Below are 17,149 nucleotides of genomic sequence, written 5' to 3'. Positions count from 1 at the left end.
AATCGTAAGCGCAATATAGGAAACAGAATGTAGGAACAGAATATAGGGATAGAAAAATGTTAGATTCGTCGACGAAAGAGAAAGAAAAGCAGGAACATACTCCCACAGATGAGAAGAATCCTCTATATTGTGAATCGCATGAGCAAATATGTGAAAACCTTCGCAGTGCAAATAAGGAATCATCCAAGTATAAGGTTTTACAGCCGAGTGCGGAAATTTTTTCCATCTTAATGATTATTGGAACTGTTTTTATGGCGTCCAATAAGCTACAGCTTTTTGGATGGATCACCTATTGTTTTGCAATTCTTCTTCTTGTTGTAGTGTCTCTTATTTGGGTTATTTGTGTTATTGGGCAGCGCAATATACATAGTCGTTTTAGGAGTGCAAATGTAGAGCGTAACAAATCTTTTCTTAGCTATGATAATCAACAGGGGAAGGGTAGACTCTCACTGGTTCTTTGTTGCTTTTTTGTGTTAAGTGGTATTCTAACTGCATTTTTTGAAATAACTGCGTTGCATCTTCCAAATCGGTGGCTTTTGCAGACTTGGGTATATGTTATATGCGCGGCAATGCCAGTTGTTTGGATGATTACGATTGCTCTTGAATGTGTTTTCTATAATCTCTATCTTATTTCGCGTATACGGAAAATAGGTATAAGAATTGTACTTCGTTATCTATCTGTTCTACTTTGCGTATTGATTATCTTAGGTCTTGGATTTTTTGACGTTTTATTTATTGTTGGAAGATATTCTGTGAAACAAAATGATAATGGTACATACACAGAGCACGTGGATGATATGTATGCTCCTTTTGAGTATTATCTTTATAAGTCTGAAGGTCCATTTTTCCTTAAGTATCTTCGACCAATGAAAGATTCAAGTGATACTGATCCAAAAATAAGTGAATCTGAGTGGTATAGCAGAATAGATCGCAATAACAGGAAAGATACAAGATTAAAAGATGCAAGATTAAAGGCTGAAGAGCCAGAGAAAAATTCCGATTTGCATGATTCCGCTGAGCATGATTTAGAATCAAAGAGGGAAAGAAATGCAGCGCTTAAGATATTTGATAAGTATTTTGCGGCGAAAGGCTTTGCGTTCAAGGAGAACTATACTGCCAAGGGGGATATGTATTTTGTTCTGAGTGAAAGCCGTTCGGACATTACTTATCTGCAGTATAACAGGGACTCTCAGGATGGAAAATGTGGTCTTTATATTCTGTTTAAGGCTTCAAAATCTTCAGATGGAAGCTGGTCGCCGAGTGATGCTCATATGCAGAACACCTATACTTATGAATATAGCACTGGGCTAATTGCAAAGAGCAGTAGGGCATATTGGTAGTAGGGTTGATTGGTAGTAGGGCAGAGTGGTTGGATGCCAAAATCGAAGAGTATCTGAAGATTGCCAGATAGTGATTGTCAGATAGTAGCATCCATATTTGCGTGCTCTAGTTGCTTATGTTTTGGGGAACAAATCGGTGTAAAAATTGTAAAAGTTCCCTGCATTATTTGATTTCTTATGCTGTTACAGTTGGTAACTATAGTGTTTCACCTTGTTTCTTTTTCCGCTGTAAATTATTTGTTAGTTTGTAATTAGGCGGTATCTAAATCAAATATTTCAATACTAATTTGGTTTCCGTCAAGTAATTTCATGATGTGTAATAACTGATTTGAAAGGAGTTGCATTATGAGTAGTGTTATATCTTTGGGAGAAAAAATTAAAAAGGCTCGTCTGGAAGCTGGGTTGACGCAGGAGGAGCTTTCGGAATTATTGATGGTATCTCGTGCTGCTGTAGCAAAATGGGAAACGAATCGGGGTTTGCCAGATATAGAGAATCTGAAATTTATTGCATCTGCTCTAAGCGTGAGTGTTGATTATCTTTTGGATGAGAACAGTAGCGTTGATTTTTCTATTACTAAGAAGCCTATTAATCTCAATAAATATGGTTTCGACGGTAGGTTGAGCGGTTTTAAGAAGTTGAAAATTAAAGAGCAGATTGTATTAGATGAATATCCTGACTCAGAAATCAATATGCTAACTGTTGTTAAGACTTATAACAGTTCATCTGAGAAAATGGTGGATAATTTTGTTGGATGGTTTTCTACTCTCCTTGGAGGATTACCATTGTTTGGCATATATGATTTCAGTAAAGCTGTTTCCACTCTTGGGGCTGATCAGTATTATTTGGTGGATAAAAAAGATAAGCAGTATTTCGTGCTTATAACTGATGAGTATATTATTAGCAGAATTATGGGAGTGGCGTTTAATAGTAAAAAGTTCCGTATTGGAGATAAAGAATTTATGAAAGTTGGTAAGCTTCGTAATAAGTAGTAAATGGGTGGGTGGGTCTGGTTTTAATGTACCAAAAATTCTGGGTTTTCTGTTTTTTCATTTTTTATCTTCCTCGTATATAAATATTTCTTCGATTGTTAAATTAAAGTACTTAGCAATTTTGTATGCCAATATGATTGATGGGTTGTATCTTCCATTTTCCAAAGAACCGACTGTTTGTCTTGATACTTCGAGTGCATCGGCAAGTTCTTCTTGTGTTATGCCTTTTTCTTTTCTAATTTGTTCAAGTCTATTTTTCACATTACATTCTCCTTTCTAATGGAAAGCTAGCTTTACATATAATATAATTGTTTTGAAAGCAAATGTCAAGTTAGCTTTCCATTGTTGGTTTAGGTATTGTTGTGGGATGTGAATTAGACGTATTGGTAAACCTGAAGGAGTGTGAAAAGTATAGTTTGCTAGTAAATGAAGAGATTGGCATTGATAAAACTGTAGTGTGTTTGCGCTCCGACCTGCCTGAGCGCTTGAAGAGTCGCGCGCGAAGGCAATTCGGAGCGCTGAGCCACTCAAGGCAGAAGCACTGCTTCTGCTGCGCGCTTTGACTGAGCTTGAAATTGCATAGCGCATTTCAAGCTCCTTCAAAGCGTGATTTGGCTTAAGGCATAAAGTCCAGTGGACTTTATGCGCCAAATCAGCCGAACGGCTACTAATAGCCGTTCGGAATAGCACGGCTAATCCGTGCGAACGACAGAACCTGCCATGTAGTGTGTTTGTACCGAATTTCGGTGTTTTTTGATACAAACGCACTACATAAACACGCAAAACTGTAGTGCGATTGTATTTGATTTACGACAGTACCTGCCTTTTTGCTTAGACCGCGCAAGCGACACGACACACCCGAAAAGCTTTCCTTAAAAAAACCTGGGAAAATTCTTCAAAAACCTTGAAATGCGTATTTTTACGGTTTGATAGCGAATCATATGTAAAATTTACGGCAAATAGTATTAGTTTAGTAAAATCACAATAAAATATTTAGAACAAACCTTAATGTTAGCTGAATGTTTTAGTTGATTTTCGGTAGAGTATGTTGTATCTTTTAAGTCAGTTACCGATGAATCCCTAGTTCTCGGTTACTACGCGGGAAACCGCAAAGGCAAATTTTTCTATGCGCCCCTAACGCATAGGAGAAGAAGAAAGGAAATAAAATGATGAATAAGAAGGCTATCGCCGCTTTCGCTGCTGGCGCAACTTTGCTCGCTGGCTTTGCAATGGCAACCCCAGCAATGGCTGCTAATAATGATGACACGCCTTTCAAGAACCAAGGAGAAGTGAGCAGCTTCTTTAACGAATTGCTCATCCCTCAGAAGAAGGCTGCTAAGACTTATACTAAAGCTCAGGTCTTGAGGCTCGAGGCTGCTGTTGAAGAGGCTAAGGCTACTGTTGCAGATAAGACAAAGGCAGCAAATGATGCTCAGACAGCTACCTATGATAATGATACTGATGGTGCAAAGAAGAAGGCTGCTGTAGAGAAAGCTCAGAAGGAATTGAGCACAGCTCAGGAGGCTCTTGAGACGGCTCAGAAGGCTTTGAATGAAGCTAAGCCTGCTCCAGCTGAAGCTGATCCAAAGAATCCTCAGGACACAAAGCCAGCTGAGACTTCTAAGGATGCAAAGGCTAAGCAGGGTCAGTCTGGCCAGGCTGGTGCCAATGGTGCTGCTGCTGGTGCTAAGACCACTGTGGTTGAGAAGAAGAAGGATGCCGGTAAGAAGTTGCCTGCTACTGGTGTTGGCGTAACTTTGACCGCTTTGGCTGCCACTATGCTTGCTGGCATGGGTGCTGCTGTTCGCAAGGCTCGTCACTAAGCACTGATTTGGAATTGTCTTTAAGCTTAATGGTTATGTTTTGTAATTTGTTAGGCATTACGTAAAGACAGTTCTAGTGTTTACAAAATAGTAAAGGGGTGAGTGGTTAATCCATTCATCCCTTTGCTATATCAAAATGTTCTAATAATGTTGCGACTTTAGCAGTTAGGAATTTATAGCACATAGTTGTGTTTTAAATGGTACTAATAGAAAACAAAGCGATTCTAGAAATAATAATCATAGAATTACAATTGATGCAAAGATGCTATTTTATTTCTCTTAAATAATGAACACATTTATTTGTTAGAAAGAAAATGAGTTTCTGCATATAACTTATGCAAGGAGTTTGATATGTATATTTCAAAAATAATATTAAACAATTTTAAGAGTTTTGCTGGAAAGCATGAATTAAAATTATCGGACGGAATTAATTTTTTTGTTGGAAATAATAATTGCGGTAAAACAACAATTTTTAGAGCAATTGAATTTATACAATCGGGAAAGAGTAAAGAAGAATATATAACAAAGGGTAAAGAGTCAGAAGATGTAAGTGTTGAAATTGAATTTACAGGTACAGATATTGAAAAATTAGTTAATAGCGATAACTCTGGTCTAAAAAAATACCAAGACTATCTTATAAAAGAAAAGTGCAATAAGGAAAATTGCGATAATGAAACTTGTAGCATAAGAATACTAAGAAGTTCCAAGAGTACTTCTATTGTGCAAGGTAAGAAAACTGTTAATCTTGATATTAAAAACATAAGGGTTTACAATCCAAACTCCAATGAAGAAGGAATTAAAAGATACGAAAATCCTACGGGAATTGATAAAACCATTGCAGCGTTGTTTGATGTGCAATTTGTGTATTCCGACTTAAAGAATGAAGAATATCAAGATTTTGGTAAGACAAAGATAATAGGAAAAATAATAAATGATTTAACAAAAGATTTTCAAAGAGAAGATGATGGAAACGGTAATAAAACTTTATGGGGAAAGTTTAAGGATGCGCACAAAGAAGCGTTTGGAGACAAAGGCTTACAGAAAATACTGGAAGATACAGAGCGCAAAGTAACAAAAATACTAGATGAGCAATACGGAGAGGGCGAAGTAAAATTCGATTTTGAACTACCTGAAATAGATAGTTTCTTCAAAAATGGTGTTGTACTTGTATCTGATAATGGGATTGCTACGCCAGTGTGCCAAAAGGGAACAGGTATGCAGAGAGCGCTGGCTTTGAGTCTGATTCAGTTATATGCAGAGATAAATAATAAATCTGAAGACAGTGTAGAAAAGCCAGTTATATTTTGCATTGATGAGCCAGAAACATTCCTGCATCCAAATGCACAAAATAATTTGATGAAATCATTTAATAAATTATCACAAAGATCTCAGATTCTTATAACAACTCATTCTCCGTATTTATTGAAGGCATTCTATGAAGTTAATCAAAACACGGATAATAAGCCAAGCTTAAAAGACAAATTAAATATATTTAGTAAGGAAGAGGCAAGCAAAGAAAATGCGAATAGCAAAGAACGATATAGTGGATTTAATAAAAAAGAGATGCTGAACGTATCTGGGGAATACTCTCCAACGTGGGGAGAAATAAACTATTGTGCATTTGATATGCCTAGTGTTGAATATCATATTGAGCTTTTTAATGCTCTACATAAGAAGGCAATAGGAAAGCATTATGATAAAGGAAAGGGAACTGTATCAGAAAAAAGTATAAGTAGTTTTGACAAATGGCTAATTGAACAGGAAACTGAAAATAGCACTGACGATAATCATTTTAACATTAACCATGTTGGCAAGCCATATTGTAAACGTGATAAATCTATGAGCACATATATTAGGAATTATATTGATCATCCTGGTGATCTTATAGATAATCATGTTGAAAAATGCGATTGCGAAGAATGCTCTAAAGCTGTAATACAAAACAATATAAAGCGCACAAAGCCTAGCGATGAAGAGATAAAGAAGTCAATAGAATTTATGACTAAAATATACAAAAATAACTTTTGTAACAGCGGTAAGGATGCATAAAGCCTATTAGTCTGCATCATATGCGCGTTTGTTGTGTGTGTTTTGTGTTTTGAGTGTTGAGTGTGTTGCTTTCGGTTTTGTTTGCTACTAGGGGCATTCAAAACCGAAAGCTTTTTGTTTTTGTTCTATCTGTTTCCATACTGCGTTTTGAGCGTTTTGAACGTTTTACGCGTTTTGTGTATAGCTAAAACATTATACGCAATTTTGCAATTCACATCTGCATTTGTTATTTCGTTGCATTGTTATTTAGTATCTTTTGTTATCTCATTTCTTTTTTACCAAATTGTGTTATTGCAATCAAAAATACAAACACAGATATTGCAATTGCACATGGCAAAAATGGTATAAGATTAAATCCGTTTCCTAATCCTGTTGATGTAACTGCATGTAGAGAGCGGGAAACCATATATCCGCTGTAACAATAAGGATAAACTATCCAAAGTGGAGTATTTGCTATTAATACGCCAGGAATAACAAGAAGTATATTTAATCCAACGGATAGCATTGACTTTTCAAAAAGCACAGTAATCGCCCACATGACTATTACGCTTGGAATCATAGTCAAAAACAGATCTAAACACCATTTTAATAGATACATAATTGGGAGCGTTTCTGTAACTCCTGTGCTACTGGTTGCAAACAATCCTGCTATAACGAATACGGCAAAAAATACGACCATTTCCATAAGCAAATAAAATAGCAGTACGCAAAATTTTGCAGCAGAAATCGCGTATCTGCTAACAGGCAGTGCCAGCATTTTTAGTATTCCGTTATTGCTTGTTTCTCGTCCTGCAATCATCACGCAAATAACAATCATACTAAGCGGAAGCAAATAGTATGAATAGACTAATGCGCTTTGAATAAACATAGCAGCCCATGCGTGTGTATATTCTGGAGTGAAGTATCTATGAAGGCTTGCTACACCAGATCCAACCACAATTAGTGGTGCAATAAAAATCAAAGGAATAATTTTACTACGCTTTACTTTCTTAAATTCGATTCTAAGAAGTTCAAAAAATCTCATTTTCATAGTCTCCTTATTCATAGTTATATAGTGCAAGTTTTTACTTATAGTGCGTGTTTTTATTCATAGTGCAGGTTCTTAGCCGCCCACAATCCAGAACATAAAAACAGAAGTGTTTCAACTATGGATACGATTACGACCGTAGTATTAGGTTGCGCGCTCATGGCAACTGCTGGTTTTAGCATAACTATAAAAGGTGATGCCATAAAAAGCACAATGTCTGACGAAGCCAATGCCATGCCGCTTAAAAATCCTGCTACACCAATTCCAAGCGTTACCCACATGTTTTCAAATCGTGATGATACAAAAATCATAAAGGACAATACAGGCATTGACGTAATAAATGAATATGCAGCAAAAGATATAAGAGTACTTACATTAAACGTACCTTGTGGCAAATCTGTTACACCGATTTTTGCAAGTGCTAAATTTTGTATGCAAATAGCGATTAGTAATAGAACAGTCAGCAGAATAAATTTGCATAGGTACATAGCAGGAACGCTCATAGGCAGCATATGCATCTTTTTTACTGCATTTCCCTTAAATTCCATGTTGTAGATAATGCATGCTGCGACTATTATGCCGAACATGTTTAACACCATAATCATGCCGTAAAGCTGTGTAAGAAGAATATCCATAGGAGCTAAAGGCAGGTTTAATAATGTATTTTTTCGTACAATAAAATTCACAAAAGCGTACGCTGCTCCCATAATGCCAATAGCAATCATAAGAGCTATAAAGCCAGTTCTCTTGCATTTTTTTAGTTCGATTACAAGCGTTTTCATAGTCTTGCACTCTGCTTCCTGATCTTATTGTCTTCATCAATCATGGATAGGAACATATCTTCCAAATTGTCGGAAGCAAAACCAGATTGTAATGCATTCTGTCGTAGTTCATCTAAACTACCTTCAAATAACAAGTGTCCGTGATTAAGTATTCCAATATCATCTGCAATAAGCTCAATTTCGGATAGCATATGAGAAGAAATAAGAATCGTGCAATCGTAAAGATCTGGCAGTGACTTAATCAGATTTCGGATTTCGTGTATGCCAGATGGATCGAGTCCATTTGTTGGCTCATCTAAAATCAAAATAGGTGGTCTACCAAGCAATGCTCCAGCAAGACCAAGCCTTTGCTTCATGCCAAGCGAATATTTTTTTGCAAGACGGTCTCCAAACTCAGAAAGACCTACTAATTCTAATGCGTCATCAACTGCACTCTTAGGTAGTTCTAAAATGCGACGTATAATGTCAAGATTTTCTCTACCTGTTAGATTTGCATAGAAAGATGGTGATTCAATAAATGAGCCTATTTCTTTCAAAATAGGTATGCGATCGGCAGGAAACTTTTTTCCGTCGATTGTAAATGCACCTTTTGTTGGAGCTGTAAGCCCTAGGAGCATTTTCATTGTTGTAGATTTTCCAGCTCCATTTGGCCCAAGAAAGCCGTAAATGCTACCTTTGCGAATATGAAGTGAAACATCATTAACAGCAATAAATGACTTATATTTTTTTGTTAAATGTTCTGTTGTAACAATATTGTTCATGGCAATATCTCCTTTCGGAATCTATGATATTGCGTCAACCTTTCTACAACATTCTCTTCACCTTACATCTACCTTACATTTTTATTCGAGGTCAAAAAATGAATATTCACATGGCATAATATATGTTAGGGGGTTCTCCATGAATCGGAATGATTATTTATTGAACAAGCATCTGCTACTTGTTGATGATGAGCAGGAACTTTTAGATATGGTTGTATCCATATTAAGCGAATATGGTTTTCATAATATAACTACTGCAAAAAGCATGAAAGATGCTGTAGAGGCAACACAAAAATTACGTCCAGAATTAGCAATCCTTGATGTTATGCTCCCCGACGGTAATGGGTTTGAGTTAATGAAGCAGATAAAACAATATAGTGATTGTCCTATCTTATTCCTTACTGCTTGCGGTGAAGATGAAGATAAGTTTAAGGGATTTGACTTAGGAGCAGACGATTATATTGTAAAGCCGTTTCTTCCAAAAGAGCTAACGTTTCGCATTATGGCAATTTTAAGACGAAGCTACAAGAGCGAAAATCCCATTGTTAAACTGAAAAATAGTCAGATTGATTTTTCTTCTGCCCAAGTAATAAAAAATAACGAACATATTCCACTCACAGCCAAAGAATATGATTTACTTTCTGCACTTTATAGAAATGCTGGATGCATTGTAACAATTGACGCGTTATGTGAAGCTGCATGGGGTGATAATCCTTTTGGATATGAAAATTCTTTAATGGCACATATACGTCGTATCAGAGAAAAAATAGAACTCAATCCATCGCAGCCTGTTTCTTTAATAACAGTTAAAGGCTTAGGGTATAAGCTGATTGTGGAGTAAAGCAGAATGAAAAGCATACCAAAACTAATACAACGCTTTATAAGTATTTTTCTACTAAGCTCTGTGCTTATAGTATTAATGAATATTATTGCGTTTATTGTACTTATAGGAAATTACGCTCCCGATAAAGAGATGTCTCCTTATAGCATAGCCAAAGAGACGGGAGAAGCATTACAATTATCCGCAAGTGGGGATTATGTATTATCAAAAAATATGTCTTCCAAATTGACAAATTCTGGCGCATGGGCAATTTTGATTGATAATAATACATTGAAAGTCGTATGGAAAACAAAAGACGTTCCTGCAACTATTCCAAACGATTATACTTTGTCTGATGTAGCTAATTTGAGCGTTGGTTATATTGATGGTTATCCAACTTACACGGGTGATAATAAGAATGGAGTTGTCGTAGTCGGATTTCCGCATAAAAGCTTTTGGAAACATACACGACCAAGTTGGAAATACAGTTTAATCTCAAATTTTCCGCAGATTCTTTTAAGCGTATTCTTCATCAACATTTTGCTTATTCTTGGAATTTATTTAATAGCTAATATAAAACTACTAAAATCAATTAATCCGATTACAAAAGGGATACAACGTTTATCTAGTGGAGAAAGCGTGCATATTCCAGAAACAGGAGCGCTTTCAGAAATTTCATCTAACATAAATTCTGCTTCCGATATTTTGCAAATACAAAAAGAACAATTGAGAAAAAAGGAGACTGCAAGAGCGAATTGGATAGCTGGAGTTTCACATGATATTCGTACGCCGTTATCTATGGTTATGGGGTATGCAGGACAGTTAGAAAATTCTCTCCATATTTCGCAAGAAGATCGTAAAAAAGCGACGATGATTATTAAGCAAAGTGCAAGAATGAAGAATTTGATTAATGACCTTAATTTGGCTTCAAAACTTGAATATAATATGCAACCAATTATGAAAAAAGAAGAAAATGTTGTTGCTGTTGTTAGGCAAGTTGTTGTGGACTTTATGAATATGGGTATGCAAGATGAGTTTTCGATTAAGTGGGAAACAGATGCTAAATTGACTGTTTGCAATATTAGCGTAGACAAAGATTTATTAAAACGAGCAATATCTAATCTTATTCAGAACAGCATATCTCACAATGAAAATGGGTGTACGATTTATGTATCCGTTGCTGAAAATAATAATAATTGTATTATTTGTGTTGAAGATAACGGTATAGGTGCTTCAGATGAAAAAATCGACAAGCTTAATCATGCACCGCACTATATGATTTGCGATACAAGTACTGCAGAACAGCGTCATGGTTTGGGTCTGCTGATTGTTCAGCAGATTATTGGCGCTCATAATGGAACGGTTGATATAAGCAGAAGCAAATACGGTGGGTTTAAGGTTGAGTTAACAGTTCCGAATAAAAAATATTTATAACGCATTTGCGATTATGTTTATAAATTATGCTTATAAGTTATGCTTATAAAATTATGCCTTAAAATTGTGCCTACTAAGCATATCTGTTAACTGTATAAGTATTATCTTTGTTTTGGTTTTTGATTAAATACTTCTAAGCGCGAATCGCCAAAATGGTGTATTTCTGCGCGTGTTGAGATTGTATATATAGTTGTATAATATGCTATGTATTGTTTATTTATTCAATATTATTTATTCAATATATGACCGTGGGAGGTTGCTATGACTAATAAGAAGCGTATTGTATTGGCGTATTCGGGTGGCCTCGATACATCTGTAGCAATTCCGTACCTTAAAGAGCAAACAGGCCAAGACGTTGTAGCCGTGTCATTAAATGTTGGTCAAGGCGGAGAAGCGCTTGAAGTCATAAAAAACCGCGCTTTAGCTTGCGGAGCTGTTGAGTCGTATGTAGTTGATGCTCGCGAAGAATTTGCGGATAACTATTGCATGCTTGCGTTAAAAGCAAACGCAATGTACGAAGACGTGTATCCTTTAGTTTCCGCGCTTTCTAGGCCACTTATTACTCGTCACTTGGTTCACGCAGCGCACGAATTTGACGCTGACACAATCGCACACGGTTGCACGGGTAAAGGAAACGATCAAGTTCGTTTTGAAGTTGCGATTCAGTCTTTGGACCCAGAATTAAAGGCAATTAGCCCAATTCGTGATTTGTCGCTTACTCGAGATGTGGAAATCGCTTTTGCAAACGACCATAATCTTCCGATTACTCAAAGCAAGAAAAGCCCGTATTCCATAGACCAAAATGTTTGGGGAAGGGCAATTGAAACAGGCTTTTTGGAAGATCCGTGGAATGCTCCAACCGAGGAATGCTACTCTTACACAAAGAATCCTTTGGAAGCTAAAACTCCAGACGAAGTTACAATCACGTTTGAAAAAGGCGTTCCAGTTGCGATTGACGGTCACAGCGTAACTCCGCTTCAAGCGATTGAAGAGATGAATAAAAGGGCAGGCGCTCAAGGAATCGGCAGAATCGATATTATTGAAGATCGTTTAGTTGGCATTAAGTCTCGCGAATTGTACGAAGTTCCAGGCGCGCAAGCTTTGATTACAGCGCATCAAGAGCTTGAAAATTGCTGCTTGGAGCGCGAACAGCACAGGCTTAAGCGTGCTCTAGACAAAAAGTGGGCAGAATTTGTGTACGATGGCCAGTGGTTCTCGCCAGTTGTGCGTTCTTTGAATGCGTTTATAAACGAAACTCAAGAGCATGTTTCTGGCGATATTCGCATGACTTTGTACGCAGGAAAGGCTGTTGTAACAGGCAGAAAGTCGGATGAGTCTTTGTATGACTTTAACTTGGCTACTTACGATTCTTCCGATACCTTCGACCAGCGCGCTTCCAACGGATTTATTGAAATCTACGGATTGTCTAGTAAAGTTGCTGCAGCTCGAGATATGCGCGTTGCTAAGAACGACTGAGAACAACTAAAAACAACTAAGAACGACTAAAAAGACGAAAGAATAACTATGCACGATGCAAATGCCAATGACAGCGCAAATGCCAATACTAATCATCCAATAGCCTTGTGGGGCGGCCGTTTTAGCTCGGGGCCTTCCGCGGAACTCGCAAAGCTTAGCAAGTCAACGCAATTTGACTGGCGATTAGCGGATGACGATATTGCAGGCTCTCGCGCGCACGCCCACGCTTTGCATCGTGCAGGTTTATTAACAAATCAAGAATACGCAGATCTTTGCAAAGCGCTAGACGAGTTGCAAAACCGCGTAGATAATGGCATTTTTGCTCCAATTGAAGAAGACGAGGACGAAGCAACAGCATTAGAGCGCGGCTTGCTTGAGATTGCAGGAAGTGAACTTGGCGGAAAACTTAGGGCTGGCCGCTCTAGAAACGACCAAATCGCAGCTTTAATACGCATGTTTTTGCGCAGACACGCACGCGCATTAGCGGCACTCGTGCTAGATGTTTGCAATGCTTTAGTCGCTCAATCTTTAGAAGCAAAAGACGCTGTAATGCCTGGCCGCACTCATATGCAACACGCTCAACCAATTTTGCTTGCACACCAGCTAATGGCTCATGTTTGGCCGCTTTTGCGAGACGTAAATCGCCTTGCGGACTGGGATTTGCGCGCAAACAAAAGTCCATACGGAGCAGGGGCATTGGCTGGCAACACTCTTGGCTTAGACCCCGAAGAAGTTGCTAAAGAGCTTGGTTTTTCTGCTGTTTGCGCAAATTCGATTGATGCTACAGCAAGCCGCGATGTTGTTGCGGAGTTTGCGTTTATTGCATCTATGATTGGCGTTGATATTTCTCGCTTAAGCGAAGAGATTATTATATGGAATACTCAAGAATTTGCGTTCGTAACTTTAGACGATGCCTATTCGACTGGCTCTTCGATTATGCCTCAAAAGAAGAATCCAGATATTGCGGAGCTTGCTAGAGGTAAAGCTGGGCGATTAATCGGAGATTTAACTGGATTAATGGCCGCTCTTAAAGGTCTCCCAACCGCATATGCTCGCGATTTGCAAGAAGATAAAGAAGCGGTTTTTGACCAAATCGACACTCTAGAAGTTTTGCTTCCAGCATTTGCAGGAATGGTTAGAACAATGCGATTTAACACGCCTCGCTTGCTTGAGCAGTCTGCAACTGGTTTCGCTCTTGCTACAGACATTGCAGAATGGCTTGTAAAACAAGGCGTTCCTTTCCGCAATGCGCATACGTTATCGGGACTATGTGTAAAACGTGCCGAAAGTCTTAAATGCGATTTAAGCGATTTGAGTAACGACGATTATGCAACGATTTTAGACGGCATTATTGATGCAAATAAAATACCAGATCTTAGACTTGTTCTTTCTAGCTATGGCTCTGTTTCTTCTAGATGCGGCAAAGGTGGAACAGCTTTTGTGCGCGTAAAAGAACAAATTAATCAAGCTCAGCTTGCGATTAGTGAGTATAAGAAATTCGCTGAATCTGTAAGCGACGGAACAGCTTATAAGAGTGTCTCCATGTGCTGCCAAAATTGAAAGGCTTGTAGCGCGCAAATGCGCCCGATACTTTCGGTAATTTTTGCAATAATAAGGAGATATAAATGGCTCAGGTGAGGAATTACAAAGAAGCTGGATTTGCTTCTTTGTTTGAAGAGCTAAAGTGGCGTGGATTGATTTCTCAATCTACTGACGAAAATCAACTTGCTCAAGCACTTGACGGAGAACCATTAACTTATTATTGCGGCTACGATCCTACTGCTGCATCGCTTCATATTGGCAATCTTGTTCAGCTTATTAACATGCGTCATTTGCAAGCTGCAGGCCATCATCCTATTGCTTTGGTTGGTGGTGCTACGGGCTTGATTGGAGATCCGCGCCAAAGCGGAGAGCGCACGCTTAATTCTAAAGATATTGTTGCTGGCTGGGCGGAGCGTTTGCGCAAGCAAATTGGCCGCATTTTGCCTCTTGATGGAGAGAATCCTGTTCGTTTTGTAAGCAACTACGACTGGGTTTCTAAAATGTCTGCTATCGACTTTTTGCGCGATGTTGGCAAGAACTTTAGAGTTGGCACAATGCTTTCTAAAGATATTGTTGCTCGCCGCTTAAACTCCGACGAAGGCATTTCTTTTGCTGAGTTTAGCTACCAAGTTTTGCAAGGAAACGACTTTTTGTACTTGTTTGATAATTACAACGTTACTTTGCAACTTGGCGGATCTGACCAGTGGGGTAATTTGACTTCTGGCATGGATTTGATTCGTAAGGTTCGCGGAGCTTCTGTAAACGTGTTTACAAGCCCAATTATTACGGATAATCAAGGTCGTAAGTTTGGAAAATCTGAGGGTAACGCAATGTGGCTTGATCCTACAATGCTTAGCCCTTATCGCTTCTATCAATTCTGGTTTAATCAGCCAGATGATGAAGTTGTTAAGCTTCTTAAGGCTTTTACGTTCTTACCTAAGAGCGAGATTGAGCGTTTGGAAAAGCAGATTCAAGAAGATCCAGGAAGTCGTGAAGCTCAGCGTGTGCTCGCTTGGGAAGTTACAAGTTTTGTGCATGGCGAGGATGTTACGAATCAGGCGATTGCTGCTTCTGGAGCGCTTTTTGGCAAGGGCGATTTAGCTGGAATTGACGAGCAAACTCTTGAAGCTGCTTTAGATGGTGTTAAAGTTAAAGCACAAGATGGCACTTTGGAATTTGCTAAAGCGCATGTTGAAGATCGCGTTGTTGAGGCCGCTGTTGCTGCAGGATTGTTCCGTACTATTTCCGAGGCTCGTAGAGCTATTGAAGCTGGCGGATTGTACGTTAACAATAATCGCGTAGAAAGCGTTGATGACGTTTTGAGCGATAGCTCATTCTTGCACGGTCGTTTTGCTTTGCTTCGTAGGGGCAAGAAGGCTATTGGCGCTGTTGAGCGTGCGTAGTTTTTAAGCGCGCTTTATTTGTTTTTAGCATTAGATTTTAGTATAATTTTATATTTTTAGACTTTGAAAGGTATGCCAATAATGGGCGAAGAACGCGGATCGCGTAGTGGTAAGTCGTTTGGTAATCGTGGACATTTTAGCCGTCAAAATGGCGGTAAAAATGGTGGAAACGGTGAGCGTCGCGGAGGATTCCACAAGGGTGGTTTCCACAAAGATGGTGAGCATCGCGGCGGTTTCCACAAGGGTGGTTTCCATAAAGATGGATTCAAGAAGAGCGGTTTTAAGAAAAACTCGGATCGCAAGTTTGATGGCGATGGTGAGCGCAGGTTTGATCGCGATAATCGCAGATTTGACAGAAAAGATAATCGCGAAGATAGATATAATCGCGAAGATAAGCGCAATCGCGATAATCGATACAATCACAGCGATTACGATAAGCGCACAAATCGTGGTTTTGAGTCTGATTCAAAAGAATCGGGAAATCCAAGATACAAGAAGTTTGATAAGTATAATCGCGATAATCGAGATAATCGCTCAGAGCGTGGCGATCGCAGGTTTGACCGCTCAGAACGCAATGATCGCCGTTTTGAAGACAATCGCGGCGGATTCCACAAGGATGGCTTCCACAAGGGTGGCTTTAAGAAGAACGATTCTAGAAAGCGCGATTCAAAGTCATCTTTCCGCTTTGAAAATGGACCTCGTAGAAACTCGGATGGAACTGTTTCTTACCCATCTCAAAACCCGTATACAGATAGGCGTCCGGGCGAGCCAAAAATGCCTAAGGGCCTAGAGTATTCAATGCTTTCTAAGGAGTCTCGCGAGCGTTTGCGCGGTCTTTCTAAGGAGCATTCCGAAAACATTGGCTTGCATATTCTTGCTGCATACGCTTTGCAAGACGAAGATCCAGAGCTTGCTTTAGAGCACGCAAAGTGGGCTGCAAAGCAGGCGTCTCGCATTGATTTTTCGCGCGAAACACTAGGATTTATTGCGTACCGTCAAGGCGATTACAAGCTTGCTGCGCGCGAGTTTAGAACAGCTATGCGAATGAATGGCTACACGGATTATCTTCCATTTATTGCAGATTGCGAGCGCGGCATGGGCAACCTCGATAAAGCGCTGGAAATTTGCATGTCGGATGAAGCTAAAAGCGTTAGTGGCGAAGTTAAAGCAGAAATGTTCCTCGTGTACGCAGGCGTTTTGGCAGATACAAACCATGCAGATAAGGCGATTGAGCTTGTTCATGCAATGGGCAGGTCTAAGGGCTTGCCTGGCGAGTATAGAATGCGCGCTGTTCAAGCGGAGCAGTACTTCCTAGAGGAGGCTGGGCGAAGCGATGAGGCGATTGAGCTTGACGCTTTGCTTGACCGCTTAGAAGAGCAGTATGCAGATATTGAAGACGAAGAAAATCCAGAAGATGTTGTGATTGACTACGATTTGGAACATCTTAATGATGCGATTATGGACGAAGTTGGCATTAGTGAAGATGATGCGCAATTTGCTCCAGATGATGATTCGGATGATGATTCAGACGAAGATTCAGACGAAGATTCAGACGAAGATTCAGACGACGATTCACAAATCGCAGATAATACTGAAACTGTAGAGATGAATGCAGTTAATCCTAAAGAGGAATAGTATAAATAATATTTTCTAAGCCCGGCTTCTGTATTGTAAAAGTATAGTAAGCTGGGCATTTTCTACT

14 protein-coding genes are annotated in these 17,149 nt (G+C 39.0%); 10 read left to right on the top strand and 4 right to left on the bottom strand.

Annotated features, from left to right (window positions below):
- Positions 1-56 precede the first annotated feature (56 nt).
- Positions 57-1,340 (top strand): hypothetical protein, encoded by a 1,284-nt coding sequence (locus MAF46_RS03220; protein ID WP_060785474.1) that lies wholly within the window; start codon positions 57-59, stop codon positions 1,338-1,340.
- Between the two features lie 345 nt (positions 1,341-1,685).
- Positions 1,686-2,330: a helix-turn-helix transcriptional regulator gene (locus MAF46_RS03215; protein WP_081090754.1), complete on the top strand. Its 645-nt coding sequence runs from the start codon at positions 1,686-1,688 to the stop codon at positions 2,328-2,330.
- Positions 2,331-2,387: 57 nt separating this feature from the next.
- Here the strand turns inward: MAF46_RS03215 and MAF46_RS03210 are convergent, their stop codons facing one another.
- Positions 2,388-2,591, bottom strand: a complete 204-nt coding sequence (locus MAF46_RS03210; protein WP_004113289.1) for a helix-turn-helix transcriptional regulator — start codon at positions 2,589-2,591, stop codon at positions 2,388-2,390.
- A gap of 905 nt (positions 2,592-3,496) precedes the next feature.
- On the opposite strand from MAF46_RS03210, the gene MAF46_RS03205 reads away from it, so the two are divergent.
- Both MAF46_RS03205 and MAF46_RS03200 read left to right on the top strand, forming a co-directional pair.
- The gene (locus MAF46_RS03205) at positions 3,497-4,153 is read left to right on the top strand and encodes a peptidase (RefSeq protein ID WP_275883741.1); all 657 of its coding nucleotides are present in this window, start codon (positions 3,497-3,499) and stop codon (positions 4,151-4,153) included.
- 351 nt (positions 4,154-4,504) lie between these two features.
- Positions 4,505-6,202, top strand: coding sequence for an ATP-dependent nuclease (locus MAF46_RS03200; RefSeq protein ID WP_004574611.1), 1,698 nt, complete (start codon positions 4,505-4,507; stop codon positions 6,200-6,202).
- Positions 6,203-6,461: 259 nt separating this feature from the next.
- On the opposite strand, the gene MAF46_RS03195 is transcribed toward MAF46_RS03200, so the two are convergent.
- Genes MAF46_RS03195 through MAF46_RS03185 form a run of 3 tightly spaced genes read right to left on the bottom strand, consistent with a single transcriptional unit; the run spans position 6,462 to position 8,772 of the window.
- The gene (locus MAF46_RS03195; protein WP_004132068.1) at positions 6,462-7,226 is read right to left on the bottom strand and encodes an ABC transporter permease; all 765 of its coding nucleotides are present in this window, start codon (positions 7,224-7,226) and stop codon (positions 6,462-6,464) included.
- 59 nt (positions 7,227-7,285) lie between these two features.
- Positions 7,286-8,011: an ABC transporter permease gene (locus tag MAF46_RS03190; RefSeq protein ID WP_020757887.1), complete on the bottom strand. Its 726-nt coding sequence runs from the start codon at positions 8,009-8,011 to the stop codon at positions 7,286-7,288.
- The gene (locus MAF46_RS03185) at positions 8,008-8,772 is read right to left on the bottom strand and encodes an ABC transporter ATP-binding protein (protein ID WP_004132070.1); all 765 of its coding nucleotides are present in this window, start codon (positions 8,770-8,772) and stop codon (positions 8,008-8,010) included. The genes MAF46_RS03190 and MAF46_RS03185 overlap by 4 nt, the downstream gene beginning before the upstream one ends.
- Positions 8,773-8,911: 139 nt before the next feature.
- On the opposite strand from MAF46_RS03185, the gene MAF46_RS03180 reads away from it, so the two are divergent.
- From MAF46_RS03180 to MAF46_RS03155, 6 genes are all read left to right on the top strand, one after another.
- Entirely contained in the window at positions 8,912-9,613 is a 702-nt protein-coding gene (locus MAF46_RS03180; RefSeq protein ID WP_004574609.1) for a response regulator transcription factor, read from the top strand.
- A gap of 6 nt (positions 9,614-9,619) precedes the next feature.
- A complete protein-coding gene (locus MAF46_RS03175; RefSeq protein ID WP_004574608.1) occupies positions 9,620-11,026 on the top strand; it encodes a sensor histidine kinase in 1,407 nt (468 codons plus the stop codon).
- 261 nt (positions 11,027-11,287) lie between these two features.
- Positions 11,288-12,502, top strand: a complete 1,215-nt coding sequence (locus tag MAF46_RS03170; protein WP_004574607.1) for an argininosuccinate synthase — start codon at positions 11,288-11,290, stop codon at positions 12,500-12,502.
- A 48-nt stretch (positions 12,503-12,550) separates the two neighbouring features.
- Positions 12,551-14,062, top strand: coding sequence for an argininosuccinate lyase (gene argH / locus MAF46_RS03165; RefSeq protein WP_004574606.1), 1,512 nt, complete (start codon positions 12,551-12,553; stop codon positions 14,060-14,062).
- A gap of 65 nt (positions 14,063-14,127) precedes the next feature.
- On the top strand, positions 14,128-15,447 hold the full coding sequence (gene tyrS, locus MAF46_RS03160) for a tyrosine--tRNA ligase (protein ID WP_004574605.1): 1,320 nt from the start codon (positions 14,128-14,130) through the stop codon (positions 15,445-15,447).
- 81 nt (positions 15,448-15,528) lie between these two features.
- Entirely contained in the window at positions 15,529-17,082 is a 1,554-nt protein-coding gene (locus MAF46_RS03155; protein ID WP_275883740.1) for a tetratricopeptide repeat protein, read from the top strand.
- The last annotated feature ends 67 nt before the right edge of the window (positions 17,083-17,149 follow it).

This window comes from Gardnerella pickettii (genome assembly GCF_029226345.1).
GTDB lineage: Bacteria > Actinomycetota > Actinomycetes > Actinomycetales > Bifidobacteriaceae > Bifidobacterium > Bifidobacterium piotii.
This window is presented reverse-complemented; position numbering and strand designations above follow the sequence as displayed.